Annotated in this window: 24 protein-coding genes; 11 read left to right on the forward strand and 13 right to left on the reverse strand. The window is 66.4% G+C overall.

Annotated elements, in window-relative coordinates:
• Positions 1-16: 16 nt before the first annotated feature.
• Positions 17-2,614 carry a leucine--tRNA ligase gene (leuS, locus tag ABIB54_RS12770; RefSeq protein ID WP_354575895.1) on the reverse strand — a complete coding sequence of 866 codons (2,598 nt, stop codon included), beginning with the start codon at positions 2,612-2,614 and terminating at the stop codon, positions 17-19.
• Positions 2,615-2,808: 194 nt separating this feature from the next.
• Positions 2,809-4,164, reverse strand: a complete 1,356-nt coding sequence (locus ABIB54_RS12775; protein WP_354575896.1) for an anthranilate synthase component I family protein — start codon at positions 4,162-4,164, stop codon at positions 2,809-2,811.
• An 11-nt stretch (positions 4,165-4,175) separates the two neighbouring features.
• Between ABIB54_RS12775 and ABIB54_RS12780 the strand changes: the two genes are divergently transcribed.
• Positions 4,176-4,952, forward strand: coding sequence for an aminotransferase class IV (locus ABIB54_RS12780; protein ID WP_354575897.1), 777 nt, complete (start codon positions 4,176-4,178; stop codon positions 4,950-4,952).
• Positions 4,953-5,213: 261 nt separating this feature from the next.
• Here ABIB54_RS12780 and ABIB54_RS12785 read toward each other — a convergent pair whose 3' ends face one another.
• Entirely contained in the window at positions 5,214-5,606 is a 393-nt protein-coding gene (locus ABIB54_RS12785; RefSeq protein WP_354575898.1) for a type II toxin-antitoxin system VapC family toxin, read from the reverse strand.
• A 421-nt stretch (positions 5,607-6,027) separates the two neighbouring features.
• On the opposite strand from ABIB54_RS12785, the gene ABIB54_RS12790 reads away from it, so the two are divergent.
• On the forward strand, positions 6,028-6,699 hold the full coding sequence (locus ABIB54_RS12790) for a DedA family protein (protein ID WP_354575899.1): 672 nt from the start codon (positions 6,028-6,030) through the stop codon (positions 6,697-6,699).
• 32 nt (positions 6,700-6,731) lie between these two features.
• On the opposite strand, the gene ABIB54_RS12795 is transcribed toward ABIB54_RS12790, so the two are convergent.
• From ABIB54_RS12795 to ABIB54_RS12815, 5 genes are all read right to left on the reverse strand, one after another.
• On the reverse strand, positions 6,732-7,658 hold the full coding sequence (locus ABIB54_RS12795) for an ABC transporter substrate-binding protein (RefSeq protein ID WP_354575900.1): 927 nt from the start codon (positions 7,656-7,658) through the stop codon (positions 6,732-6,734).
• 27 nt (positions 7,659-7,685) lie between these two features.
• Positions 7,686-8,402 (reverse strand): ABC transporter permease, encoded by a 717-nt coding sequence (locus ABIB54_RS12800; protein ID WP_354575901.1) that lies wholly within the window; start codon positions 8,400-8,402, stop codon positions 7,686-7,688.
• Complete coding sequence (locus ABIB54_RS12805) at positions 8,399-9,088, reverse strand: ABC transporter permease (RefSeq protein WP_354575902.1); 690 nt, start codon at positions 9,086-9,088, stop codon at positions 8,399-8,401. Before ABIB54_RS12805 ends, ABIB54_RS12800 begins: the two co-directional genes overlap by 4 nt.
• Complete coding sequence (locus ABIB54_RS12810) at positions 9,085-9,936, reverse strand: ABC transporter ATP-binding protein (protein WP_354575903.1); 852 nt, start codon at positions 9,934-9,936, stop codon at positions 9,085-9,087. The genes ABIB54_RS12805 and ABIB54_RS12810 overlap by 4 nt, the downstream gene beginning before the upstream one ends.
• A gap of 347 nt (positions 9,937-10,283) precedes the next feature.
• Positions 10,284-10,940, reverse strand: coding sequence for a TetR/AcrR family transcriptional regulator (locus ABIB54_RS12815; RefSeq protein WP_354575904.1), 657 nt, complete (start codon positions 10,938-10,940; stop codon positions 10,284-10,286).
• A gap of 174 nt (positions 10,941-11,114) precedes the next feature.
• Between ABIB54_RS12815 and ABIB54_RS12820 the strand changes: the two genes are divergently transcribed.
• Complete coding sequence (locus ABIB54_RS12820) at positions 11,115-12,158, forward strand: App1 family protein phosphatidate phosphatase (RefSeq protein WP_354575905.1); 1,044 nt, start codon at positions 11,115-11,117, stop codon at positions 12,156-12,158.
• A 43-nt stretch (positions 12,159-12,201) separates the two neighbouring features.
• A complete protein-coding gene (locus ABIB54_RS12825; RefSeq protein WP_354575906.1) occupies positions 12,202-13,008 on the forward strand; it encodes a class I SAM-dependent methyltransferase in 807 nt (268 codons plus the stop codon).
• Positions 13,009-13,036: 28 nt separating this feature from the next.
• Here ABIB54_RS12825 and ABIB54_RS12830 read toward each other — a convergent pair whose 3' ends face one another.
• Positions 13,037-14,404 carry a glucose-6-phosphate dehydrogenase gene (locus ABIB54_RS12830; protein WP_354575907.1) on the reverse strand — a complete coding sequence of 456 codons (1,368 nt, stop codon included), beginning with the start codon at positions 14,402-14,404 and terminating at the stop codon, positions 13,037-13,039.
• 31 nt (positions 14,405-14,435) lie between these two features.
• On the opposite strand from ABIB54_RS12830, the gene ABIB54_RS12835 reads away from it, so the two are divergent.
• Positions 14,436-16,223 (forward strand): glycoside hydrolase family 15 protein, encoded by a 1,788-nt coding sequence (locus ABIB54_RS12835; RefSeq protein WP_354575908.1) that lies wholly within the window; start codon positions 14,436-14,438, stop codon positions 16,221-16,223.
• Here ABIB54_RS12835 and ABIB54_RS12840 read toward each other — a convergent pair.
• Together ABIB54_RS12840 and ABIB54_RS12845 are read right to left on the reverse strand one after the other, a co-directional pair.
• The gene (locus ABIB54_RS12840; protein WP_354575909.1) at positions 16,220-16,963 is read right to left on the reverse strand and encodes a dienelactone hydrolase family protein; all 744 of its coding nucleotides are present in this window, start codon (positions 16,961-16,963) and stop codon (positions 16,220-16,222) included. The two genes, ABIB54_RS12835 and ABIB54_RS12840, sit on opposite strands and share 4 nt — an antisense overlap.
• A 44-nt stretch (positions 16,964-17,007) precedes the next feature.
• Positions 17,008-17,868 carry an aldo/keto reductase gene (locus ABIB54_RS12845; protein ID WP_354575910.1) on the reverse strand — a complete coding sequence of 287 codons (861 nt, stop codon included), beginning with the start codon at positions 17,866-17,868 and terminating at the stop codon, positions 17,008-17,010.
• A gap of 74 nt (positions 17,869-17,942) precedes the next feature.
• Between ABIB54_RS12845 and ABIB54_RS12850 the strand changes: the two genes are divergently transcribed.
• Both ABIB54_RS12850 and ABIB54_RS12855 read left to right on the forward strand, forming a co-directional pair.
• A complete protein-coding gene (locus ABIB54_RS12850) occupies positions 17,943-19,385 on the forward strand; it encodes a sensor histidine kinase (protein ID WP_354575911.1) in 1,443 nt (480 codons plus the stop codon).
• Positions 19,382-20,038, forward strand: coding sequence for a response regulator transcription factor (locus tag ABIB54_RS12855; protein ID WP_354575912.1), 657 nt, complete (start codon positions 19,382-19,384; stop codon positions 20,036-20,038). The genes ABIB54_RS12850 and ABIB54_RS12855 overlap by 4 nt, the downstream gene beginning before the upstream one ends.
• Positions 20,039-20,073: 35 nt before the next feature.
• On the opposite strand, the gene ABIB54_RS12860 is transcribed toward ABIB54_RS12855, so the two are convergent.
• On the reverse strand, positions 20,074-20,649 hold the full coding sequence (locus ABIB54_RS12860) for a hypothetical protein (RefSeq protein ID WP_354575913.1): 576 nt from the start codon (positions 20,647-20,649) through the stop codon (positions 20,074-20,076).
• Between the two features lie 400 nt (positions 20,650-21,049).
• Between ABIB54_RS12860 and ABIB54_RS12865 the strand changes: the two genes are divergently transcribed.
• The 3 genes from ABIB54_RS12865 (at position 21,050) to ABIB54_RS12875 (ending at position 23,475) form a co-directional block, all read left to right on the forward strand.
• Complete coding sequence (locus ABIB54_RS12865) at positions 21,050-21,415, forward strand: hypothetical protein (protein ID WP_354575914.1); 366 nt, start codon at positions 21,050-21,052, stop codon at positions 21,413-21,415.
• Between the two features lie 87 nt (positions 21,416-21,502).
• Positions 21,503-22,540 (forward strand): FUSC family protein, encoded by a 1,038-nt coding sequence (locus ABIB54_RS12870; protein WP_354575915.1) that lies wholly within the window; start codon positions 21,503-21,505, stop codon positions 22,538-22,540.
• Positions 22,537-23,475: an alpha/beta fold hydrolase gene (locus ABIB54_RS12875; protein ID WP_354575916.1), complete on the forward strand. Its 939-nt coding sequence runs from the start codon at positions 22,537-22,539 to the stop codon at positions 23,473-23,475. Before ABIB54_RS12870 ends, ABIB54_RS12875 begins: the two co-directional genes overlap by 4 nt.
• A gap of 17 nt (positions 23,476-23,492) precedes the next feature.
• On the opposite strand, the gene ABIB54_RS12880 is transcribed toward ABIB54_RS12875, so the two are convergent.
• On the reverse strand, positions 23,493-23,972 hold the full coding sequence (locus tag ABIB54_RS12880; RefSeq protein WP_354575917.1) for a hypothetical protein: 480 nt from the start codon (positions 23,970-23,972) through the stop codon (positions 23,493-23,495).
• A 42-nt stretch (positions 23,973-24,014) separates the two neighbouring features.
• On the opposite strand from ABIB54_RS12880, the gene ABIB54_RS12885 reads away from it, so the two are divergent.
• Positions 24,015-24,992: an NAD(P)H-quinone oxidoreductase gene (locus tag ABIB54_RS12885; protein ID WP_354575918.1), complete on the forward strand. Its 978-nt coding sequence runs from the start codon at positions 24,015-24,017 to the stop codon at positions 24,990-24,992.
• The last annotated feature ends 1 nt before the right edge of the window (position 24,993 follow it).

A 24,993-nucleotide genomic window follows, 5' to 3' on the forward strand; every position in this document is an offset into this window, starting at 1 on the left:
GACTGGAGCCGTCGCGTCAGGGCTTGGTGGCGATGTTCACGATGCGCGGAGCCCGCACGATCACATTGACCACCGTGCGATCACCGACGGCGCGGACGACTCCGGCGGATGCGAGTGCGAGCTTCTCGAGCTCGGCAGGATCGATCTTGGGGCTGACGTCCGCCTTGTCACGCACCTTGCCGTCGACCTGGAACACCGCGGTGACGGAGGTCTCAACGAGCAGTGTCTTGTCTGCCTTGCGCCAACCGTAGAGCGCGACGGGCGGCGGGTAACCGAGCTGCTCCCACATCTCCTCCGCGGTGTACGGCGCGAAGAGGGAGAGCCCGAGGGCAACGGTCTCGGTGGCTTCGCGCACCGCGGCATCAGCTCCCCCCGCTCCACTGTCGATGACCTTGCGGGTCGCATTGACGAGCTCCATGAGACGGGCGACCACGACATTGAACTTGAAGGACTCGATGAGGCCCGGCGCTTCGGCGAGGAAGTGGTGGGTGACACGGCGCAGGGCCTGGTCGCCCGTGCGCCACTCGATCTCCGGAGCGCTCGTGACATCCTGCGCGAGGCGCCAGGCGCGGGCGAGGAACTTGGCCGAACCGGCGGGAGAGACGTCTTCCCAGTTGATGTCGTCTTCCGGAGGACCGGCGAACACCATGGTCAACCGGATCGCGTCAACACCGTGGGCCGAGATCTCGTCGCCGAGGTTCACTCCCCCGCGGCTCTTCGACATCTTCGAGCCTCCGGAGAGCACCATCCCCTGGTTGAGGAGGGCGCTGAACGGCTCGGTGAAGCTCACGTAACCGAGATCGAACAGCACCTTGGTGATGAAGCGTGCATAGAGCAGGTGCAGGATGGCGTGCTCGACACCCCCGATGTACTGGTCCACCGGAGCCCACTTATCGGCCTCCCTCGGGTCGAAGGCACGGGTGTCGTCCTGCGGGCTGAGGAAGCGCAGAAAGTACCACGAGCTGTCGACGAAGGTGTCCATCGTGTCGGGATCGCGACGCACGGCACGGCCGTCCGGCAGGGTGGCGTTCACCCAGTCCTCGGCGGCACCGAGCGGCGAGACTCCCTTGGGCTGCAGGTCGAGTCCCTCGGTCGACGGCAGGCGTACGGGAAGCTGGTCCTCCGGCACCGGCACGAGCTCGCCGTCCTCCGTGTGGAAGATCGGGATGGGCGTGCCCCAGAACCGCTGGCGTGAGATGAGCCAGTCGCGCAGTCGATAGTTCTTCGACGCGCGGCCGTTGCCCGCGGCATCCAGCTGCTCGGTGATGCGCTTGATCGCGTTGGACTTGCTCAACCCGTTGAGGGACCCGGAGTTCAGCATTCGCCCCTCGCCGGTGAGGGCGACGCCGGTGTGAGCGGGATCGAGCGGCGGCAGGTCGTCGGGCAGCTCGGCCTCTCCGGTCTCGGGGTTGATCGGCAGCACCGGGATCGCGCCGGTGACGGGCTGGTTGGTGTCGACCACCACCCGCACGGGGAGGTCGAACTTGCGGGCGAAGTCGAGGTCGCGCTGGTCGTGCGCGGGAACGGCCATGACCGCTCCGTGGCCGTAGTCGGCGAGCACGTAGTCGGCGGCCCAGATCGGGATGCGTTCACCGTTGATCGGATTCACCGCGAAGCGGTCGAGGAAGACGCCGGTCTTCTCCCGGCTCGCGTCCTGGCGCTCGATCTCGGTGGTCTTCTGCACCTGCACGAGGTAGTCCGTGAAGCTGGCGCGCACGGCATCCGTCGACCCGGCCACGAGCTCCGCCGCCAGGTCGGAGTCGGGCGCGACGACCATGAAGGTGACGCCGTAGAGAGTGTCGGGGCGGGTGGTGAAGACGGTGATCTTCTCCTCGCGGCCCTCGATCACAAAGTCGACGTCCGCGCCCTTGGAGCGGCCGATCCAGTTGCGTTGCATCGCGAGCACCTTGGGCGGCCACGATCCCTCGAGCTGGTTGAGGTCGTCGAGAAGCCGGTCGGCGTAGTCGGTGATCTTGAAGTACCACTGTGTGAGCTTCTTCTTCACGACGACGGCGCCGGAGCGGTCGGAGGTGCCATCGGGCAGCACCTGCTCGTTGGCGAGCACGGTCTGATCCACCGGGTCCCAGTTGACCCAGGAATCCTTGCGGTAGGCGAGGCCCTTCTCGTACATCTTGAGGAACAGCCACTGGTTCCACTTGTAGTACTCGGGGTCGCTGGTGGCGATCTCACGGTCCCAGTCCACCGAGGTGGCGTACTGCTTCATCGACTCCGACTGCTGGGCGATGTTGGCGTAGGTCCACTCGCGCGGGTCGACCCCCCGCTTGATCGCCGCGTTCTCCGCGGGCAGGCCGAAAGAGTCCCAGCCGATGGGGTGAAGCACATTGAAGCCCTGCTGGCGCCAGTAGCGCGCGAGCACGTCCGCAAGCGCGAAGGCCTCGGCGTGTCCCATGTGCAGATCCCCGGACGGGTACGAGAACATGTCGAGGATGTACTTGCGCGGACGCTTGTCGTCGGGATCGTCGGTGCGGAACGACTTCAGCTCGTCCCAGCGCGGCATCCACTTGGCCTGGAGCGCAGCGGCGTCGTAACGGGGGCCGTGATCTGCGGTGCGGTCCTCTGCAGTCGGGTCTGCTGCAGTGCGGTCTTCTGCCACGAAAGTCTCAATTCATTGAATTCACCAGAGGCGGCCGGATTTAGCCACGGCCGTGTCCAAGGGTACCGAACCCAGCCGTGCGCGACCGCATCCCCCCGATGGAGGCCGTCCGCGCCTGCATAACCGTGGCCATCCGGGCGCGGTGGATAAGCAAGCCGTGCCGGTCTCGGCGCCGTCCGATCACGCGGTTCACCTCAAGCCGGAGGGACGCCCAGCACCGCGAGCAGAGCGGCCGCTTTGAGCTTGACCTCGGCGAGTTCCTCCGCGGGCACCGAGAGCGCGGTGATACCGCCGCCGGATCCGATGGTTGCTCCCTCCGCATCCAGCAGGATGCTGCGGATCACCATCGACAGTTCGACCCGGCCGTCGAGTCCGAAGTAACCGAAGGCGCCGGCGTAGACGCCGCGGGCACGGCGCTCGAGGCCGTCGAGGATGGTGACCGCACTGTGTTTCGGAGCGCCGGTCATCGACCCGGCGGGAAAGCACGCCACCACGGCGTCGACCGCACTCAGCCCCGGCGCGAGACGGCCGCGCACCGTGCTCACCAGCTGGTGGACGTGAGCATAGGTCTCCACCGCGAGAAGCCGCGGAACGCTCACCGAGCCCACCTCGCTCACCCGGGCGATGTCGTTGCGCATCAGGTCGACGATCATCAGGTTCTCGGCGCGTTCCTTGTCGCTCGCCAGCAGTTCTGCCACGAGTGCGGCGTCGGATGCCCCGGTCTCGCCCCGACGACGGGTGCCCTTGATCGGGTGGGACTCGATGGTGCCGTCCGGAGCCACGGAGAGGAACAGCTCTGGCGAGGAACTCAGCAGCGAGACATCCCCCGCTCGGAAGAAGGCGCCGTGATGGCTCGGATTTGCCGCTCTCAGGGCGAGGTAGGTCTCGAACGGATCGGGCGTGACCGCCACCCTCGCCTCGGTCGTGAGGCACAACTGGTAGGCATCGCCGACGTCGATGGCGGCCTGGCAGGCCTCGATCTTCCGCAGGTACTCCTCGTCGGTGTCCGCCCACGCGACCTCTGCCTCTGGCGGCGGAGCGGTGCCTGTGGCGACGAGAGGAGGCGTGCTCAACCCCTGCACGGTTGCGAGCAACTCCTCGACGGCCGCGCGATCGAGCCCCAGCACGGTCACCGATCCCGACGAATGGTCGAAGGCGATCGCGGAGTCCACGAAGACCAGCGAGGCGTCCGCGTATCGCGACTGGTGAGCGGATGCCGCGCCCATCGTCTGCGCGGCCAGGCCGTAGCCCAGCCATCCCACCCACCCGAGCCGGAATCCGGTCGAGGGAGGCAGTTCATGCAGAGCGAGGTCCTCCCGCAGCAGATCGAAGACCTCGCCCGCGATCGTCTGGCCCGCGATCGTCACCGTGCCCCGGGCGACGGATGCCGTGAGCGAGCGCGATCCGAATCCGAGGTAACTCATGCCCTCCGTGGCATGTATCCCGGAGTCCAGCCACACCGCCGACGCACGGTCCGCGAAAAGTGCGCGGGCGAGTTCGGCAGGGTCGCTCCAGCCGGGCAGGGGTGATTCGTAGACCCGGTGGCGCATAACCTAACTCTATGAGCGAGTCGACCGTCTACCGCTGGCACGAGGGCGCGCTGCACCTCCTCGATTACTGCGACATGACCGACACGAGTATCGCCGCCGCGGATTCCTGGCTGGTCACCGGCGGCTCAGTGCTCGCTCTCGAACTTCATCGTCACCGCTTCTTCGAGGCGGCAGCGGCACTCATCGACGATCTGGACGCGTTCTGGAACGCCTCCATCACGGCGATTCCGCGATCCGGTGACTGGTTCCCCCGGGTCGAGGTGCAGGTACGCAGTGGCGCTGCCCTCGCGGTGTTCCGGCTGCGCAGCGCCCCCGAGCTCTTGCGGTCGGTGAGGCTCGCGAGTCACCGGGGCGCTGATCCGAGAACCGAGCCGGGCACGAAGGGTCCCGACACCGCTGTGTTGCTGCGCATCCGCACGGAAGCTCAGGCGATCGGTGCGGACGAAGCCGTGATCCTGTCCGCCGATGGATTCGTGGTCGAGGGCGCATACAGCGCGATTCTTTGGTGGCGTGGGGACGTGCTCTGCGCCCCCTCGCCGGAGCTCGACCGCGTTGACAGCGTCACGGCCCGGTCGGTCATCACTCTCGCCACCGCACTGGGCGTCGAGGTCTACTACGAGTCGATAACGCCGGACGAACTCGACGGGTGCGAGATCTGGGCGGTGAGCGCCCTGCACGGCATTCGCATCGTCACCTCCTGGATCGACGGACCCGCGCCGGCCGAGCTGCCCGGTCGCCTGGCGACCTGGCGCGCCCGCCTCGACCGCCTGAGACGACCCCTCCCCTAGCCCCGCGCGGGGCCATGGGGGCGTCGTCTCGCTGGCTGCTCCGGATCAGCCAGGAGCCGTCTCCGAGGAGATCTCGTGGCAACTCCAGAACATGAGCAGTCAAGTGAGGCTGGCTGCTCCGGCAGTTACCAGCACTTGGTGAGGATTCTGCAGGTCCACTCGGTTCCGGGCTTCTCGCGTAGGGCATTCGCGGGTCGACTCTTCGGACGAGTCAGTCCGCTCTTCGTAAAATGTGACCAGACGAGGCCACGCGATCAGCGGCTAGCTTGCTAGTGAAACTCCGGCTCGTCTCGCAGCTGCGACGAGCGCATCATCAAAAGTTGCGAGCTCGGATCCCGTGCGAATGGCAGTGTGGAGGGCGACAGCATCGGGCATCCGAAGTCGGTAGCTGTTTCGAACGCGGGCAAGCTCGGTGGCGTCGGTAGCCTCCAGGGGGATCACCCGAACACCGATGCTCAGCAGCGCGGTCATCGCGGCATCCTGGCGGTCAACCCGAGTTGGGTGCACGAGAGCTTCCGCAACAGTCAGGACGCTTGAGGCGAAGCCATCGACGAAGTGGCGCTCCAAAAGTTCAGTCGACACCGCATGGTGCGGATCTGAGGAATCCAGAAAGGCGATCAGGACGTTTGCGTCCAGAACGATCACTCTGGCCATTCGGCTAGAAGAGTTGCCCTAGAGTCTCGTGGATAGGCACCTGTTGCCGCGCCAGCAGCGCCACTAATCAGTGCATGGACGCCACCGTCTACGTGTATGGAAGCGCGACCGACCTCGACCAGCTTGCGAAGCAGCGCTCCACGGTCGCCGCGCAACTCCGGCCACGCCAAGGCCGCATCATCCAGCGCGCGAGCAAGGTCGTCCGTTTCGGTGAGCATATGACGGGCTCTCACAGTTGGCACACGACGAGTGTAACACCTAGTCAAAGTGTTGCACCAGCCTGCTATCTCTGTCGCCACCCATCGAATGCAGGACGCCGGCCCCGCTCGAAACCGACGCCAGCGATCACCGAACGCCGCCACAGGGCGTTGACAGTCTCACACCGGACGAAATCGCATTTCTGCTGGCTATGCTCTCGATCGTGAACGACATCCTGACCTGGATTCTCGACACGGTTCGCAACGTCGATCCCGTGCTTCGGATTCTGATCGCGGGTGTCGGCATGCTGCTGGAGACGTCGATCCTCGTGGGGTTGATCGTGCCCGGGGACACGATAGTGCTCGTGTCGGCCACCGGAATCGCCGATTGGCCGCAGTACGCGGCGCTTCTCGCCGCCGTGATCGTGGGGTCGCTCACCGGGGAGAGCATCGGCTTCGCCCTCGGTCGCTTCTTCGGGCCGCGCATCCAGGCCTCCCGGATCGGGCGGAGACTGGGTGAACGCAATTGGCTCCGGGCGGAGACCTACCTCGACCGGCGTGGGGGGCCTGCGGTGTTCATCTCCCGATTTCTTCCGGTACTGCACGCGCTCATCCCCCTCACGGTGGGGATGAGCACCATGAGCTACCGCAAGTTCCTGGCCTGGACGGCGCCGGCCTGCATCCTCTGGGCCGGTGCCTATGTCTCGGTGGGGTGGCTTGCCGCGGGGTCCTACCGACAACTCGCGACCCAGTTGCACTTCGCGGGCTTCCTCTTCGCCGGAATCATCGCGGCGTTCCTCGTGCTCGTGTTGGTCGTGAAGAAGGCCGTCACCCGGGTCGAGGCCCGGCACATGCTGCGCGATGAGCCCCAGACAGACGAAGTGCCCGAGCCGTAGCCCGGGCACTTCGAGAGATCACGCGGCGTCTGCTACTTGAGCAGGCCGGCGTCGGTGAGCCACGCCTTGGCGATGACCGGTGCAGACTTCTGGTCGGTGACGCTTTCGGAGTTGAGGCTGACGAGGTCGGACTGCGAGAGCTTGGCACTCACCTTGTTCAGGATGTCCGCCGCCTTCGTGGTGACCTTCTTGGACACGATCGGGGCGACGTTGTCCGGGAAGAACAGGTTGTCAGGATCCTTGAGCACGACCAGGTTGTCGGTCTTGATGAGGGGGCTGGCGGTGTAGATGTTGGCGAGCTGGATCTTGTTGTCCAGAAGCGCCTTCACCGTGAGCGGTCCGCCGCCGTCTTCGATCGCGGTCAGTCCGGCGGTTGTGACGCCGTACTTGGCCTTGAGCGCTTCGGGACCGTAGGGACGGGTCGCGAGTTCGGAGTTGCCTCCGACCAGGATCGGCTCGGTCACGTTCTTCAACGAGGCGATGTCGGTGAGGTTGTACTTCTTGGCGAACTCCGAGGTCACTGTCCACGAGTTCTGGTCGGCCGCCTCAGCCTTGTCGAGCACGCGAAGCCCGGTCGGCAACACCGACGCGAGGTCCTTCGCCACGTCATCCGCAGAGCCCCCGGCTGCGGTCTTGTTCAGCGCCTGGTCGAGACTGCCGATGTATTCGGGGAAGACATCGATCTTTCCGGATTCGAGTTCGGGCAGGTAGACCTCACGCTGGCCGATCTTGAACTGGCGGTCGACCGTGAATCCGCCGTTTTCGAGCGCCTGGGCGTAGATCTCGGCGACGATCTCGTTGGAGTAGTAGTCCTGCGATCCGACCACAAGGGTCGTCTTCGATCCCGAACTCGAGCCCCCGGAGATGGGGTTACTCGACGCACACCCTGAAAGGGCTATTGCTGCCCCAACCACGACTGCGCCAAGTGCGACGAGCCGGCCTTTTCTTGCTGTGAACATGTGATTGCTTCCTTAATATGAGGGGGGTTAACCCAGGGCCGCGCGAGATCGGGTCGACTTCACGCGGACATCTTGAGGTCGTCCGGCCGTGACCCCCGCGGGGATGACGAGCCTCTGGACGATGCTGAACAGCACTTCGGAGAGGATGGCGAGCAGGATCACGAGAATGGATCCCGCCAGCATCTGGGGATAGTCGTTCGTCTTGAGCCCCAGGAAGATGTAGTGACCGAGACCTCCACCGCCCACGTAATCCGCGAGCGTTGCGGTGGCGATCACCTGGAGAGATGCGGTGCGCAGCCCACCGATCAACAGCGGCAGCCCGAGCGGCATCTCCACCCGCCCCACGATCTGCAACTCGGTCATACCGACGGCCCGTGCGGCGTCGATGGCTCGCCGATCGACGGCCTCGAAGCCGGAATACGCACCGGCGAGGATCGAGGGGATGGCGAGCACTACGAGAGCGACGAATGGGCCGATCAGACCCACGTTCACGATCAGGGCGATGAGGCTCAGCAGCCCGAGGGTGGGAAGGGCGCGTGTCGCGCCCGATACCCCGATCGCCAGCGAGCGCCCTCGGCCGGTGTGACCGATGACGTACCCGAGCGGGATCGCGATCACCGACGCGACGGCGAGTACTCCGAGGCTGATCAGCAGGTGCTGACCCACCCGGGTGCCGATTCCATTCACCCCGACATAGTGCGCCGGATCGAACACCCAGAGGATGCCCTGCACGAAGAGATTCATGCGGTCACCGCCTCTCTCGGTCGACGACGGTCCCGGCGGGCGAGTCGCCCCGACGTGACCGCGACCCAGGGCATCAGTGCCCGGCCGAGAAGTACGAGGAGCCCGTCGACCGCGAGCGCGATGACGATGGTGAGCACGATCCCGGTGAGGATCTCGACGGCGATACCACGCTGGATTCCATCGGTGAAGAGCGCCCCGAGGCTGCTGATGCCGATCACGGCTCCCACCGTCGTGAGGCTGATCGTGCTCACGGCGACGACGCGGATGCCGGCGAGCAGCACGGGACCAGCAAGAGGAAGCTCGACCCTGAAGAATTGCGACCTCGACGAGAAACCCACAGCGGTGGCCGACTGCCGGATGTCCGCATCCACCGAGCCGAGGCCGTCGGCCGTGGTGCGCACCATGAGGGCGATGCCGTACAGGGTGAGTGCGACGACGAGGTTGATCGGGTCCCTCAGGCCGGTGCCGATGATCAGCGGAAGGATGATGAACAGTGGGAGCGACGGGATGGCGTAGAGCAGGCCGAGAACGGTGAGCAGTGTTCCGCGACTCCAGCGGTAGCGATTCGCGACCCAGCCGATGGGCACCGAGATCACGAAACTCAGGATGATCGGCGGGATGGCGATGAGGAGATGCGCGACCACCAACTGGCCGATCAGCTCGCCGTTGTTGAGCAGCCAGGTCACCGCGCTGCCCCGCCGGATTCGCTGACGGTTTCGGAATCGGGCACGAGTACTCCGGCGGCACGTCCGGAGGCATCCACCAGGATGTCTCCGCTCGGCGTGCTTCGGATGCTCAGCTCACGCTTTCCCTTGTCTCCACCGATGAAGGAGGCGACGAATTCGTTGGCGGGCGCGGAGAGGATCTCGGTCGGTGTGCCGACCTGCGCAATGCGACCACCCTTCTCGAGGATCACGACCTGGTCGCCGAGGAGGAACGCCTCGTCGATGTCGTGGGTGACGAACACCACGGTCTTGTCGAGCTCGCGCTGGAGGCGAAGCAACTCGGTCTGCAGCTCGGCGCGCACGATCGGGTCCACGGCACCGAAGGGCTCATCCATCAGCAGGATGTTGGGATCGGCCGCGAGCCCGCGGGCCACCCCGACGCGCTGCTGCTGGCCACCGGACAACTGGCTCGGGTAGCGGTCGGCCAAGGCGCGGTCGAGACCGACGGTGTCGAGCAGGCGCAGCGCATCCTCCCGTGCCTGTTTCTTGGGGACCCGGTTGAGCACCGGGACCGTCGCGACGTTGTCGATCACCTTGAGATGTGGAAGCAGGCCAGAGTTCTGCATCACGTAGCCGATGCGGCGGCGCAGTGCCACCGGCTCCAGCTTCGAAGTGTCATCACCATCGATTTCGATGACGCCGGACGTCGGGTCGACCATGCGGTTGATCATGCGCAGCAGAGTGGTCTTGCCCGATCCGGATGAACCGACGAACACCGTCGTCTTGCGCGACGGCAACACCAGGCTGAAGTCTTCGACCGCGACCGTGCCATCGGGAAACTGTTTCGTGACGCTGCGGAACTCGATCATGGGGGCGGCTCATTCCTCGTGGGCTACACGAATCGACACTTGCCGGACTTTTCTAGTTCAACACTATTCGCGGCCACCGTCACTTTCGGTTGCCGCAGATTACGAATCGCTGACAGTGCGGGGCGCACGCGGTTCGCAGAAATGGCCGGATTTCACGGTGAAACGAACCGTACGCCTCGACCGACCGGGGGCCTAGGCCCGGTCGGGATCTGTGCAGGAGCCTGTCAGGTACGGGCGGACGACCGCAGCCGTTCCTTCGCCGGACCACCGGCACCCACCGAACCGCAGGGCGCGCCGGGGACCGCCGCGACGTGCCGCGATGTGCCGCGATGTGCCGCTACCTGCCGCTACGCCTTGTCGGGATCTCCGTAGAAGCCTGTCAGGTAGGCCTTCGAGATCGTCATCGCCTCATCGATGAGTGCGGAGTCTCCGTTGGCGTCGTAGGTGAAGGCGCGGGACAAGAGCGAGTCGGCGACCACGAGCACGACCTCGAGGCGGTGAGCGAGTTCCTCGATCGGAAGCCCGAAGCGCTCAGAGAGTGCCGTTGCCGCTGCGGCAGCGACAACGGTGCTTCCCGACTGGGCCGCGAGCACCGGACGCACGTCGAGCACGTCCCCCAGTCGGAGGGAACGGAATCCGGGAGTGGAACGGAACGCGCCGGTCATCCCGTTGATGCAGGCGCGGATGGCATCCCACCAGGTCGTGTGGGCGGGATCGAGGATGGTGCTGCGGGTGCCATCGACGAAACCACCGAGCGACCGCGCGCTGAGGCTCTGAAGCACGACGATCCGGTCGGGGAAGTAGCGGTAGACGGTGCCGATTGAGGCCCCGGCGCGCTCGGCCACCATCGCCGTGGTGAGGCGCTCGTAGCCGATCTCGTCGATGATCGCGGCTGCGGCATCGAGGAGACTCGCGAGCCTCGCCGTGCTGCGCGCCTGAACCGGCTCATTGCGCAACAGGGCGCTGCCGTCCGAGGCGACTTCGGTGGGGTTTTGATCGGCCAATGCAACTCCTCGATTTATGTCAATCGGAATACTATCGCGCCCCCGAGACGGGGGCGCGAGTTTCTTGCAATTAATTCACGAAATGGGAGATTTCCCAGAAATGACGGGTCTGTGTACTACTCCAACCGTTCTGTGGACGGTAATCGATAGCCACAGTCGTGAAAGACTTGCCCCATGGCCAGGATCCCGAAAACGTCAGCCACAGCGGCAGGAGCAGAGCCGATCATCCACCTGGCTGCGCGCGCAGAAGACACTGTGCACGATCTCCGGGAGAAGTGGGCGCGGCGTCGCGGACACCTGCCCACCATCGTGCCGTATGCCGGCTACGGTGCGCCGGGGTGGGCGCGGGTGCTGTGCCGGGTGTTGCTCACCAAGCCGACCGCCGGCACCGATCCCCGGTACAAGAAGATCCGCGGATGGCGCAGTTTCACGAGCGTCCCGGTGAATGACATCGTCGTCACCATCGGCATCGGGGATGTGGAGCAGCGGGTGGAGGCCGACCGCGGAGGTGTCGTCGACACCGTGCTCGAAGTCGACCTCCCCCCGGGCTGGCACACGATCACCCTCGGCACCAACGAGACCGAAACGGTGGAGGCCTCGGTATTCATCGTGGACCCCACGGTGACCGTGGGAATCATCTCCGACGTGGATGACACGGTGATGGTGACCGCTCTCCCCCGTCCGTTCCTCGCCGCCTGGAACACCTTCGTGCTCGACGAGCACGCACGGCGACCGGTGCCGGGCATGGCCGTGCTCTACGAGCGGCTGACGCGGTCGCATCCGGGAATCCCCGTCTTCTATCTCTCCACCGGAGCCTGGAATGTGGCACCGACCCTCACCCGTTTCCTGTCGAGGAATCTCTACCCGACCGGACCCCTGTTGCTCACCGACTGGGGGCCGACACACGATCGCTGGTTCCGCAGCGGACGCAATCACAAGGTCGACACGCTCAAAAGACTCTCCCGCGAGTTCCCCGACGTGCGCTGGCTGCTCGTCGGAGACGACGGGCAGCACGACGAAGAGATCTACAGCCAGTTCGCCGACAGTCATCCGCACAGCGTCGAGGCTGTGGCGATCCGCCAGCTCTCGAACAGTGAGGCCGTTCTCGCCGGTGGCAGAAGCAAGTCCGAGGCGCATTCCAACGAGTCGGCGCCCTGGGTCTACGCTCCCGATGGGGCGGGGCTGGCCGAGCGCCTCTCAGACTCTGGGATTTTCTGACAGCGACCCGCGAGCGTCGCCGATCTGCTGCTAGACCTGAAACATGATCCAACGGCTGGCGGACGGATCGGCTGGAGACGCCGACTACTCGAGAATCGGGCCGGGCTACGCGCTCATCCGGCAACCCGACCCGCGGATCGGGGCTCGCATCCTCGATGCCCTCGGAGGGGCGCGCACGGTTCTCAATGTCGGAGCGGGCGCCGGATCCTATGAGCCCCTCGACCGGGAGGTCACCGCCGTCGAACCCTCGGCCTCGATGCGCGCCCAGCGACCGGCCTGGCTCACCCGAGCGATCGACGCCACCTCTGACGCCCTGCCCTTCCCCGACGGGAGCTTCGATGCCAGCATGGCGACGGTCACCGTGCACCAGTGGCCGGCGCGTGCGACGGGTCTGGCCGAGATGCGCAGGGTGACCCGAGGGCCCATCGTGATCATGACCTTCGATCCCGTGCCGCCGCAGCACTGGTGGCTCATGGACTACGCGCCAGAGGTACTCGAGGTGGAGAGCCGCCGGATGCCCGCGATCGCCGCCCTGAGGCTCGAACTGGGCGCAGACAGCGGCGCACCGGTCGACGTGATTCCGGTGCCGGTTCCGGCAGACTGCGTCGATGGATTCGGCCAGGCCTTCTTCGCCCGCCCCGAGCGGCTGCTCGAAGCGGATGTCCGCCGGGCCATGTCGGCGTGGAGCTTCGTTTCAGACGAGGTGGTCGCCCGTTTCACCGATCGGCTCTCGGCGGACCTGTCCAGTGGTGCCTGGGACCGACGGTACGGCGAATTCCGCCGGCTCGACGAGTTCGATGCGGGCCTGCGGCTCGTGGTGGGGCATCCGTCCCACCGCAGCGAGCAATAGCCCGGCTCTTGAGCTACTTCCAGTCTCGCTATTTCCAGGCGGTCGGCCCGGCAGAACCGGCCCGGTAGTTGTCGATCGGCACCTCGCCCTTGCGCCAGGCCGAGAGGATCGGCGCGACGATGCGCCAGCATTCCTCGACGGCGTCCGCTCGCACCGACAGGGTGGCGTCGTCGGACAGGATGCCGTGGAGCACCTCGCCGTAGGGACCGAGCTCACCCTTCGCGAACTCCACATCGAGGCTTACTCGATCGAGGGTGAACGGGTCGTCTTCGCCATTGATGTTCAGGTCGAGCTCGATGCTGTCCGGGCTCAGCGAGATGGTGAGCCGCGCGGGGCCGGGATTGCCGGTGAATCCATAGGGGCGATGCGGCACGTCCTTGAAGGTCACCACGATCTGCTGGCGCTTGTCGGAGATGGCCTTGCCCGACCGCAGTCGGAACGGCACTCCAGCCCAGCGCCAGTTCTCGATCCCCACGGTGACCTCCGCGAGGGTCTCGGTGTCGAGTTCCGGATGCACGCCGGACTCCTTGACGTAGGCGGGGAGCTTCCGGCCGTCGATGGTGCCTCCGGTGTAGCGGGCCCGGCGGCCGGCGGCCACGGGATTGCCCTTCCAAGCGTGGGTGGCGCGCAACACCTGTGCCATCGATCCGCGGAGGTCGTCGGCGTCGAGACTCGACGGCGGCTCCATCGCGGCGAGCGCCATCACGAGCAGCAGGTGGCTCTGGATCATGTCGACGAGGGCGCCGGCCTTGTCGTAGTACCCGGCTCGGCCTTCGAGGCCGAGGGTCTCGTCGAAGACGATGTCGACCCTCTCGATGTGCTCCGCGCTCCAGACCTGTTCGAATATGCGGTTGGCGAAGCGCAGACCGAGGAGGTTGAGCACCGTCGATTTTCCGAGAAAGTGATCGACCCGATGGATGTGCTTCTCCGGCAGCAGCTTCACGAGCTGCCGGTTGAGCGCCTGGGCGCTGCGCAGGTCCGTGCCGAAGGGCTTCTCCAGCCCGAGAACTGTGCCCTTCGGCAGCCCGACCTTCTCGAGGGCGGCGATCGAGAGGATCGTCACGTGCGGAGGCAGCGCGAAATAGAGCGCGGGCGTGCCGGTTGCCGCGGCCAGAATGTGCTCGAGGTCCGCCGGCTTCGTCACGTCGGCCTGCAGGTACACCGATGTCTTGGCCACTGCGGCCGAGCGGCTGCTCACCGGGCCCCCGGCGGCGAAGGATGCGACGACTCGCTCTCGCCACTCGGCATCCGTCATCGGATCGAATCCCACCCCGATCAACTTCAGGTCGTAACCGCGGGAGCTGCCCAGCAGCTGGCCGAGGCCGGGCAGCAGCAGCCTCTTGGTGAGGTCCCCACCCGCTCCGAATATGACGAGAGTTCCGATGTGGTCAGCCATGACCACAGGGTACCTCTGCAAGACTGAGGGAATGGCTCTGCGCATCGAGGACTACGCCCTGATCGGCGACTGCCACACCGCCGGTCTGGTCGGACGGGACGGGAGCATCGACTGGCTCTGTTTCCCCCGCTTCGACTCCCCCTCCATCTTCGGGGCTCTGCTCGGACACAAAGACAACGGTCGATGGCTCCTCGCCCCCGTTGGCGAGGTGCTGGCGACGTCGCGTCGCTACCGGGAGGACAGCTTCATTCTGGTGACCCGATGGGTGACGGCGGATGGCGAGGTTGAGGTCACCGATTTCATGCCGCACGGTGACCGGCGTGCCGATGTGATCCGTCGCGTCACGGGCATCCGGGGAAGCGTGCCGATGATGATGGACCTGCGCTTCCGGTTCAACTACTCCGACGCCTTGCCCTGGGTGCGCCAGGCACCGGACGAGCACGGCCACGGGCTCGTGGCCGTTGCCGGTCCGGACGCCGTGATCATGCGTGGGCCGGAGCTGAGGGCATCCGACCACACTCACGTCGCGGAGTTCACCGTCTCCGCAGGCGAGACCGTGGATGCCTCGATGACGTGGTACCCATCGCATCGTGAGCCTCCCGCTCGGGTCGCCTTCGACGACCGTCTCGCCGACACGATCCTCTGGTGGCAGGACTGGGCATCCCACTGCATCGCCTCCCCGGTCTACCACGACGAGGTGCATCGCTCGCTGCTCGTTCTTCGCGCCCTCACCCACGAAGACACCGGGGGGATCGTGGCGGCAGCGACGACCAGCCTCCCCGAGTCCTTCGGCGGCAGCCGTAACTGGGACTACCGCTACGTCTGGCTGCGCGACGCGTCACTCACCCTCAACGTGCTGCTCGGGCACGGATTTCGCGAAGAGGCGAAATCGTGGCGCGGGTGGCTGCTTCGGGCCGTCGCCGGCGACCCGGGCGACGTGCAGATCATGTATGGGCTTGCCGGCGAGCGTCGGCTCACCGAGTGGGAGGTCGACAGCCTTCCCGGCTACGACGGGGCCTCCCCGGTGCGGGCCGGCAATGATGCCTGGAGGCAGTACCAGGGCGACGTCTTCGGCGAGGTCATGATCGCGCTGCAGTCCGCCCGAGAACTCGGTTTGGCCGAAGACGAGTTCTCCTGGCCCCTGCAGAGGGCGCTGATGACCTACGTGGAGGAGAACTGGCGGCGGCCCGATAACGGCATCTGGGAGATCCGGGGCCCACAACGGGACTTCGTCTCTTCGCGGGCCATGATCTGGGCGGCATTCGACTGCGCCATCCGGGCGGTCACCGACTTCGGTCTCGATGGCCCGGTGGAGCGATGGATCCGACTTCGCGACGAGGTCCGCGCCGAAATCGAATCGCGCGGATTCGATACATCCCGCAACACCTACACCCAGCACTACGGCAGCACCGGGGTGGATGCCTCGCTGCTTCTGCTGTCCCAGATCGGCTACGTTGCCGCCGACGACCCGCGGATGCTCGGCACGGTGGCCGCAATCGAGGAAGAACTGCTCCACGACGGCCTGCTGATGCGGTACCGCACGGAATCCGGGGTCGACGGACTGCCCGCCGGCGAGCATCCGTTCCTCGCCTGTTCGTTCTGGCTGGTCGAGCAGTACGCCCGCAGCGGCCGGGTCGCTGATGCCCGCACCCTGATGGATCGCCTGGTGAGCTTCAGCAACGATCTCGGGCTGCTCAGCGAGGAGTACGACGTCGCGGGCTCGCGCCAGGTGGGGAACACCCCGCAGGCGCTCTCCCACCTCGCCCTGGTGCGTGCGGCCGATGCCATCGCCGCAGCGAGCGGTGAGGCCCGGGCCTAGCTCTTCTTCGCGAGATGCTCGCCGAAGAACGCGTCGATGCGCGTCCACGCGTCAGCGGCTGCCTCCGGGTTCGGACCCGCTCCGAGGATGCGCTTCATGATGAAACGCAGAGCGGGCGGCCCGCTCTCCTCGTCGTTGAGGAACGAGTGCCCCGCCTCGGGGTACTCCTTCACGTCGTGGTCGATCCCGAGCCGGGTGAGCGATTCGTCGAGCTTCCGTGCGGCACCCTTCAGGGAATTGTCCTTGCCGCCGTAGCTGCCGATGATCGGGCAGGCGCCGACGAGCGACTCGTCCAGTGGCTTGGGCAGTCGGCCGTAGTTGGCCGATGCGGCACCGAAGCCGAGGCTCGCCGCGGCGAGCGCGAAGCCGCCGCCCATACAGAATCCGATGATTCCGACCTCGCCCGTGCAGTCCGCGCGCGCGATGAGCAACTGCCTGGCCGACTCGATGTCGGCGAAGGAGCGGCCGGTGCCGGCACTCAGCTCACGAAAGGTCTGATTCAGGCATTTACGAGCTCCGCCCTCGGTGAAGAGGTCTGGCATCAACGCGATGTAGCCGGCCCGGGCGAAGCGCTCGGCCTGCCGTCGCATCACGTCATTGATGCCGAAGGCCTCATGCACGAGCACGACTCCCGGCCACGGTCCTTCTCCCGCGGGGAGCACGAACTCCCCGGTGAGCCCGGCGCTCGCCCCGGTGAGCCCGGGGATGTCGATGGTGTGGACTGCGCTGGTCTCGGGCATTGCTCTCCTGGGTGCTGGTCGGCCGGGTGACGGCGAGGCGGAGGTCAGACCGCTGCGGTCAGCTCCGTGAACTCATCATCCGTCAATTCGAGTGCGGCGGCTGCCACATTGTCCGCAAGATGATCGAGGCTCGATGTGCCGGGGATCGGCAGAAGCACCGGCGAGCGCTTGAGGAGCCAGGCGAGAGCGAGCTGCGAGGGGGACGCGTCGTGCTTCTTGGCGAGTGCATCGAGCGGCCCGCCCGGCTGCGCGAGCTTGCCTGTGGCCAGTGGGAACCACGGAATGAAGGCGATGTCGTTGGCCGTCGCGGTGTCGAGCAGCGGCTCGGCATCACGGTGGGCGAGGTTGAACAGGTTCTGGACCGAGACGATGGTGGCGAGCTTCTGTGCGGCCACCAGATCGTCGACACTGACCTCCGACAGTCCCAGATGCCGGATCTTGCCCTCGGCCTGGAGTGCCACGAGCTCACCCAGTTGGTCCTCGAGCGCGACTGTGGGGTCGATCCGGTGGAGCTGCAGCAGATCGATGCGCTCGAGGCCGAGGTGGCGAAGGCTCAGCTCCACCTGCTGGCGCAGGTATTCCGGCCGGCCCACCGGGATCCACTGGTTCGGGCCCTGGCGGGTGAAGCCGACCTTGGTGGCGATCACGAGATCGTCGGCATAGGGATGCAGCGCCTCCTTGATCAGCAGGTCGGCGACCTCTGGGCCGTAGGCATCGGCGGTGTCGATCAACGTGACCCCGAGTTCTACGGCTCGGCGCAAGACCTTCACCGCGTTCTGTGGATCGCGCGACTCTCCCCACACGCCCGCCCCTGGCAGCTGCATCACTCCGTATCCGAGTCGGTTGACCGTGAGGTCACCGCCGATGGCGAAAGTTCCGGATGCGGACGCGAGAGTCGAAGTCATGATCGTCACGGTACGCGCGTGAGACCTCTCTCATCTTGGAAGTCGCTGGGTAAGCTCTCCTCGATAATGAGGGGATGACCCGCCGCCGCACCATCACCGTGTCGGTGCGCGTGCGCATCCTCGCCGCGATGCTCGTGGTGGCCGCCGCCGGAATGACGGTGGCCGGAGGCACGGCCTTTCTGGTTCAGCGACAGCGTGTGCTCGCCCAGGTCGATACGCGGCTCGAGGACACCGCGAGTCGACTCCGCTCGATCGCCGCCGACAAGGAGTACCCGAGCATCCGTGAGCTGCTGACCGCCGCGATCCAACAGATCACCCCCGATACCAACGAGGGCATTCTGGGCATCATCGACGGCAAGGCGGCGGTCGTGCCCGGCAGCCAGGTCGGGGTGTCCCTGGAGAAGGAGACGGCATTCATCGCGCGGATCAACCGTGAGACCGGGCCGGGGGCCGTGGTTCTCGGCACAGACGTGAGCTCTCACGGAGCTCTCCGCTACCTGGCTGTGCCGGTGCGGGCGAGCGGTGACAGCGCCACCGGCGTCTACGTTGCCGCCTACAGCATCGACGCGGAACTCCTGCCGATCGCCGTCGGCTTCCAGACCTTCCTTCTGGTGGCGGCGGGTGCGCTGGTGGCGGTCGCTCTCGTCGGATGGTTCGTGGCCGGTCGACTTCTGAGACCGCTGCGCATCCTGCGCGACACGGCGCGACGCATCACCGGGTCCGACCTGGTCGAACGCATCCCGGTGGCCGGCGGGGACGACGTCTCTGAACTCACCCTGACCGTCAACGAGATGCTCGACCGCCTTCAGACCTCGCTCGAGGGCCAGCGGCAGTTGCTGGACGACGTGGGTCACGAGCTCAAGACACCGATCACGATCGTGCGCGGGCAACTGGAGCTGCTGGATACCGGTGACGCGTCGCAGGTGGCAGAGATCCGTGCCCTGGTGATCGACGAGTTGGATCGCATGAACCTTCTCGTCGCCGATATCTCACTCCTGGCCTCCGTTCAGCGTCTGTCCGGCGTTACGATCGAGCCCACCGACGTGCGAAGCCTCACCGAGACGGTGTACCGCAAACTTGCGGCGATCCCCGGGAGGGACTGGAGACTCATGGAAACTGCGGATGCGGTCGCCGAGCTCGATCCCGCGCGAATCACCCAGGCATGGGTTCAGCTCGCCTCCAACGCGAACCGCCATGGCACGCCCGGACTTCCCATCGAGATCGGCAGCAGGGTCGTCGAAGATCTCGGCGAGGAGTTCCTGGAACTCTGGGTGACCGATTTCGGACCCGGTATCGCTCCGGAGGCTCACGAGCGAATCTTCGAGCGATTCCGCCGCGAGGGAGAGGGCCGAGGCGAGAGCGGTGCAGGCCTCGGACTCGCCATCGTCACGACGATCCTCCACGCGCACCACGGGGTGGTCCGCCTGGAGAGCGCGCCGGCGATCGGATCAACCTTCACGCTCGAGTTGCCGCTCGGACCAGCGCTCCCCGCCGAAACCCCGGAGGAGCAGGAATGAGTGGGATCCTGATCGCCGAAGACGAGGAGCGCATTTCCTCGTTCATCGAGAAGGGCCTGAAGGCAGCGGGCTACAGCTCGCACGTGGTGACGAACGGTGGCGATGCTCTCGACTTCGCCTCATCCGGGTCATTCGAGCTTCTCGTCCTCGACATCGGGCTGCCCGGCCTCGACGGGTTCGAGGTGCTGCGTCGACTCCGGTCATCCGGCTCCACCATTCCCGTCATCATCCTCACCGCTCGCGATTCCGGTGCCGACACGGTAGCGGCACTCGAGAGCGGGGCGAACGACTACATGTCGAAGCCGTTCCGGTTCGACGAATTGCTCGCGCGGATCCGCCTCCGCGCCCAGGATGCCGTGCCAGCCGATCGATCGGTGCTCTCGCACGGTGACCTCAGCCTCGACACCCGCACCCGACGCGCGACCATCGGGTCGCGAACCGTGGATCTTTCCGCGCGCGAATTCGGTCTCGCCGAGGAGTTCCTGCGGCATCCCGACCAGGTTCTCAGCAGGGAACAGTTGCTCAGCCGCGTGTGGGGCTTCGACTTCGACCCCGGCTCCAATGTCGTGGACGTGTACGTGCGCTACCTCCGTGCCAAATTCGGTCCGGAGCGCATACAAACGGTGCGCGGGATGGGCTACCGGTTGAGGTAGGGCATCCCGCGCACCTGGCCGGGTCGACCGTGCTGTCAGTGGTGCGCGCCGGTGTCGCCCGAACCGCCACCGTTGCCACCACCGCCCGAGGAACCGCTCTTGCCGGAGCTGCCACTACCCGAAGTGGAGCCCGATCCGCTGGTTCCCGAACCTGAATCGCCCAACCCGCCTGTACCGCCGGACACACCTGTACCGCCAGACACGCCCGTGCCCTGGCGGACATCGCCGGTCCCGGTGTCACCGCTCTGGGTGTCACCGCTCTTGCTGTCTCCGCTCTTGCTGTCTCCGTCGCCCTGGGTGTCACCGTCACCGAGGCCGTGTTCCGCGCCGTCGTCGTTACCGCTGCGACCTGAGCCGCTGTCATCGACATTGACCGGCGGAGCCGGCGCGACCGTCGTCGTGCCGGTCGGACCGTTCGACTTGTCATTCGCGGGGGATTCGGTCGGAGACGGGCTCATGGTCCCTGTCGTCACCGGGGCGATACCCTGAGCCACTCCGGCGCGGTTTTCGATGGTGAGGCTCTGCGCGACCGCTGCGGCCCCGGCCGAACCGAGAGCGAACACTCCGAGGGTGACGACACCGGTGAGCACGATCTTCCGCGAGATATTCATGCCGACGTCCTTTCGCTGGTGAGTGTGCCGGGGGCTGAGGATGAGGCGCGACGGCGAAGCTCCCCGCACGACCTGACCAGTATGTATCGACGGGATGAGATTCCCGCGAGAATCGGATGAGAAGGCTCTCACCTTCCTCGCGTCCCCACGGAGCCTCCAGACGGCGAAGGATATGGCCGGGCTCGCACGAAAGTTCGGGACGAAAAGCCCGTGATTCCGGGTGTCGCCGAAGGGATCGGGGGGCATGCCCCCAAATTGGGGCACATACCAGCTTGCCCCACGAATGAGGGGCTGATACGGTCACTCTATCGATCCGATGTCCCCCTAAAGACGGACAGACCGATACACAGTTCATGTACCCGACATGAACCGTTCCTTACCCGAAAGGAACAGCCAGCACATGAATGCTGCGCTTGCTGCCGCGCCCGCGGCGATCGATGCGATTACCCTGCCACTAGTGCTCACTGTCTCGTTTGCGACAGTCGCCCTCGTGGCCATCGCCGTTTTTGTGAGGCGCGCGCGCCTCACGGGACGGCTGACCGGAGTGACCGCGGCAGCAAGCGGAGTTTCAGCGGCCGGCATACTCGCGAGCGCTCTGCTCGTGAGTGTCGCGCTCGGCGGATCTACAGTCGCCTCGGCTGACACCGTCTCCGGAACCGGCGCCCCCCAGCCGGGCTCTTCGGATTCGTCTGTCACCGTCGTGTCCCCCACTATAGATCCGCCGACCACCGACGATCTCAGCGGCCCGCAGCTCCCCACCGAGTAGACAGACCCCTCCTCGCGATCGCGGTGAGCCAGGGTCTGACGCCGATGATCGAACTGCTGAGACCCCGCCTCCGGATACTCTGGGGGGATGCGACTGATGGCCTCGCTGCGCGCCTCGTCACGCAGTCCCCTGCTCCAGGTGCTCAAAACCTCCGTCGCCGCGATCATCGCCTGGCTCATCTGCACGGTGACGCTGGGACAACCGCTTCCGATCTTTGCGGCGATCGCGGCGCTCCTGGTCGTTCAGCCGAGTGTGAACCAGTCCCTCGCCAAGGGGATCGAACGCAGCGTCGGAGTGATCTTCGGGGTCGTCCTCGCCTACGCCGCTGGCATCCTCTTCGGGCATTCGAGCTGGATCGTCCTCGGTATCATCGTCGTCTCGCTCCTGGTCGCCTGGGCACTTCGACTGTCGCCGGGCTCGGCGAACCAGATCCCGATCAGCGCGATGCTCGTGATCGCCATCGGCACCAACACGCCCGGGTACGCGGTCAATCGGGTTATCGAAACGGTCATCGGTGCGATCGTCGGGTTGGCCGTGAATGCGATCATCGTGCCGCCGGTGCTTCTCACCCCCGCGCACGGAGCGGTAGTGCGACTGGCAGAGCGGGTCGCGGATACCCTCTCCTCCTTTGCGACGGCCCTACGGACTCCGCAGAACGCGCAGGAGCTCGCCGCGATGCTGACTTCGGCGCGCCAGCTGCCGGCACTGCGCAATTCGGCGACGGATGCTCTGGTGCGCGCGGACGAATCCCTGATGCTCAATCCGCGACGGGTGCGGTACCGCGAGGCCCTGGAGCGGGATCGTGACCTCCTCGACACTCTGGGAATCCTCGTGACCCGGGTGACGGGCATGGCCAGGGCCCTTCACGACAACTACGACACGGGCCTGGCCGATGATCGTTTCGTGGGCTCGATCGCGCTCGAGCTCGACCGGGCGGCGCACGACCTCCGCCTTCTCGCGCGGGACACCCCGAGCACGGAGCCGACACCGATCACCGCCGAACTCCCCGCGCTCACGGCACCGCTGGTGATCGCCCTGCCGGATCCCGACAACTGGATCCTGGTCGGGTCCCTGCTCGAAGACCTGCGGCGGGTGCGCGAGGTCATCATCGGGGAGGTCGCATGAGCATCGTCACCCTCGAGAACTACGCGCCATTCGAACTGCTCTCCGACCCCGATGCCCTCGGCCTTGCCACCACAACGGTCTCGAGCCCGCTCGGAACCTGCGTCGCGCGACATCCGCCGCGCCGCACCTCGACGCGCGCTACCCTGTTTCTCCACGGGGCCGCCGGATCGTGGACCACCTGGACCCCCCTGCTGCAGGCGGCGGTCGCCGATCGGATCGACCTCGGTGACATCGTGATCTTCGACCTGCCGGGCTGGGGAGACGCCTCCCTCGCGGAGGGTTCTGTCGATGACCCGGTGTTCGCGATCTGCTCGCTGGTCAAAGACATGGCAGAAGAACTCGGGTACACGGAATGGGACATCGTCGGCCACTCCCTCGGCGGATTCATCGCCCTCCACATGGCGTCGATCTGGCCACAGGCCGTGCTCTCGGTGGGCATGGTCTCTGGCACGACCTTCTCGATCATCCACTCCGTCGAGCATCCGGTGCGGCGCTTCGGCGAGCTCCCGGGATTCACCATGCTGTGGCGCGTCATGCAGTTTCTCCACCTGCTCGGCCGGGCGGGTCCGGCACTGGTGCGGGGCATCGGAGCGATCGGGCTGCTGCGCCCGGCCACCTTTCCGCTCTTCCGGCACTGGCAGGCGGTACCGCGATCGCAGGGGCACGCTCTTGCCGTCGAGATCCGTCCACGATCATTCGCGACAGCCGCCGCCGTGACGAAGGGCTACGACGCGGATGCGCGCTGGTCGCGCATCGAATGCCCGGTGCGCGCGACCAAGGGCGACCGTGACGTGTTCGTCACTCAGGAGGACCTCGACCATCTCGGGCAGCTCTTGCCATCGAGCGTGCGAACGGTCATCCCGGACTGCGGCCATTTCGGTGCGGTCGAACGGCCGCGGGCAGTGCTGAGCGCGCTGGGCTATACCGAGGACTGAGACCGCAAGCCACCGGATCAGTCGGCGAGTTCGAGCCAGGTGAGGCTCGCGAACTCCCCGTGGGTGAGCCCGAGAGACTCCGAGAGTCCCGCGACCTGGGTGCGGAAGGCGAGGGAGTCCGTTCCTTCCCGCACGACGACGTCGACTCCCGCGGGGGACAGTCGCGACTTCGCGAAGCGGATCACCAGGATGTTCGAGTCCTCGGTCGCTCCCGCGACCGCCCACCGGCTGGTCACGAAACGAAGGAGCCCTGCCCCGCGCCAGACGAAGCCGTCGTGGCGCATCCGGTCGACGCCCACGATGGTCTTCTCCACGCCGTCCGCTGTCGTGTAGCCGACCACGTCATCCAGCACGAGCGGATCGGCGGTCCTCAGGTCGTAGCGGAAGTACGGACGGAGACGATCACCGCGGAGCCACATGGGAAAGTTGGTGGCGCCGATGCGCCAGGTCCCCGGAAGCAGCGCGGCGAGAGCGGCGGCATCGGGGGCGAGTGGCATGACCTCCAACCTAGTTGCAGCGGCTGGGCGTAGCGTTCAGGAATGCATGCCATCACTGTCCCCAGTCCCGGGGGTGTCGACTCCCTGGTCTACACCCGACTCCCCGATGTCGTCGCCGGCACGGGAGAGGTCGTCATCGAGGTCGCCGCCGCCGGCGTCAACCGGGCCGATATCGGCCAACGCGAGGGCAACTATCCGCCGCCCGCGGGCGCCTCCCCGCTGCCCGGCATGGAGGTCTCCGGAATCATCAGGTCACGGGGGCACGGGGTCAGCGACTGGGCGGTGGGCGACCGGGTGTGCGCCCTGCTGCCCGGTGGTGGCTACGCCTCTCTCGCCGTGGCCGCGGCCGGCCAACTCCTGCCCGTGCCGGACTCCCTCGATCTCGTGGATGCCGCGGGGCTCCCCGAGGCGATCGCGACGGTGTGGTCGAACGTGTTCCTCACCGCGGGGCTGCGATCGGGAGAGACCCTCCTCGTGCACGGTGGCTCGAGCGGCATCGGCACGATCGCCATCCAGCTCGCCCGTGCATTCGGCTGCCTCGTCGCCGTGACAGCCGGAACCCCGGCCAAGCTCGCGGCCTGCGAACGGCTCGGTGCTGACATCCTCATCGACTACCGCGAGACGGACTTCGCAGAGGAGCTTTCGGCAGCCACCGATGGTGCGGGCGTCGATGTGATCCTCGATTCGATCGGCGGCGGCTACCTCGACCGCAACCTCCGCTCGCTCGCCCCGCACGGCCGACTGGTCAACATCGCGAACCTCAGCGGGGAGAGCGGCGAGCTGGACTTCGGGCTCATGATGCGACGCTGGCTGTCGATCCACGGATCGACACTGCGGGCCCGCCGCCCGGAGGAGAAGGACGAGATCATGGCGAGCGTGCGGGAGAACGTCTGGCCTCTCGTGGAGAACGGCCAGATCCTCCCCGTCATCGACAGCAGGTTCCCCCTCGCGGATGCGGGGAGGGCGCACGAGCGGATGGAATCCTCCGGCCACATCGGCAAGCTGTTGCTGCTGCCGTAGC

Source organism: Frigoribacterium sp. UYMn621, assembly GCF_040549525.1.
In the GTDB taxonomy this organism is placed as follows: Bacteria; Actinomycetota; Actinomycetes; order Actinomycetales; family Microbacteriaceae; genus Lacisediminihabitans.

Bases quoted from the DNA above. Each gene is read 5' to 3' on its own strand.
- ABIB54_RS12775 (WP_354575896.1), bottom strand. From the start codon at position 4,164: ATGCGCCACCGGGTCTACGAATCACCCCTGCCCGGCTGGAGCGACCCT.
- ABIB54_RS12780 (WP_354575897.1), top strand. From the start codon at position 4,176: ATGAGCGAGTCGACCGTCTACCGCTGGCACGAGGGCGCGCTGCACCTC.
- ABIB54_RS12785 (WP_354575898.1), bottom strand. From the start codon at position 5,606: ATGGCCAGAGTGATCGTTCTGGACGCAAACGTCCTGATCGCCTTTCTG.
- ABIB54_RS12795 (WP_354575900.1), bottom strand. From the start codon at position 7,658: ATGTTCACAGCAAGAAAAGGCCGGCTCGTCGCACTTGGCGCAGTCGTG.
- ABIB54_RS12800 (WP_354575901.1), bottom strand. From the start codon at position 8,402: ATGAATCTCTTCGTGCAGGGCATCCTCTGGGTGTTCGATCCGGCGCAC.
- ABIB54_RS12810 (WP_354575903.1), bottom strand. From the start codon at position 9,936: ATGATCGAGTTCCGCAGCGTCACGAAACAGTTTCCCGATGGCACGGTC.
- ABIB54_RS12820 (WP_354575905.1), top strand. From the start codon at position 11,115: ATGGCCAGGATCCCGAAAACGTCAGCCACAGCGGCAGGAGCAGAGCCG.
- ABIB54_RS12825 (WP_354575906.1), top strand. From the start codon at position 12,202: ATGATCCAACGGCTGGCGGACGGATCGGCTGGAGACGCCGACTACTCG.
- ABIB54_RS12830 (WP_354575907.1), bottom strand. From the start codon at position 14,404: ATGGCTGACCACATCGGAACTCTCGTCATATTCGGAGCGGGTGGGGAC.
- ABIB54_RS12835 (WP_354575908.1), top strand. From the start codon at position 14,436: ATGGCTCTGCGCATCGAGGACTACGCCCTGATCGGCGACTGCCACACC.
- ABIB54_RS12840 (WP_354575909.1), bottom strand. From the start codon at position 16,963: ATGCCCGAGACCAGCGCAGTCCACACCATCGACATCCCCGGGCTCACC.
- ABIB54_RS12845 (WP_354575910.1), bottom strand. From the start codon at position 17,868: ATGACTTCGACTCTCGCGTCCGCATCCGGAACTTTCGCCATCGGCGGT.
- ABIB54_RS12850 (WP_354575911.1), top strand. From the start codon at position 17,943: ATGACCCGCCGCCGCACCATCACCGTGTCGGTGCGCGTGCGCATCCTC.
- ABIB54_RS12855 (WP_354575912.1), top strand. From the start codon at position 19,382: ATGAGTGGGATCCTGATCGCCGAAGACGAGGAGCGCATTTCCTCGTTC.
- ABIB54_RS12860 (WP_354575913.1), bottom strand. From the start codon at position 20,649: ATGAATATCTCGCGGAAGATCGTGCTCACCGGTGTCGTCACCCTCGGA.
- ABIB54_RS12865 (WP_354575914.1), top strand. From the start codon at position 21,050: ATGAATGCTGCGCTTGCTGCCGCGCCCGCGGCGATCGATGCGATTACC.
- ABIB54_RS12870 (WP_354575915.1), top strand. From the start codon at position 21,503: ATGCGACTGATGGCCTCGCTGCGCGCCTCGTCACGCAGTCCCCTGCTC.
- ABIB54_RS12875 (WP_354575916.1), top strand. From the start codon at position 22,537: ATGAGCATCGTCACCCTCGAGAACTACGCGCCATTCGAACTGCTCTCC.
- ABIB54_RS12880 (WP_354575917.1), bottom strand. From the start codon at position 23,972: ATGCCACTCGCCCCCGATGCCGCCGCTCTCGCCGCGCTGCTTCCGGGG.
- ABIB54_RS12885 (WP_354575918.1), top strand. From the start codon at position 24,015: ATGCATGCCATCACTGTCCCCAGTCCCGGGGGTGTCGACTCCCTGGTC.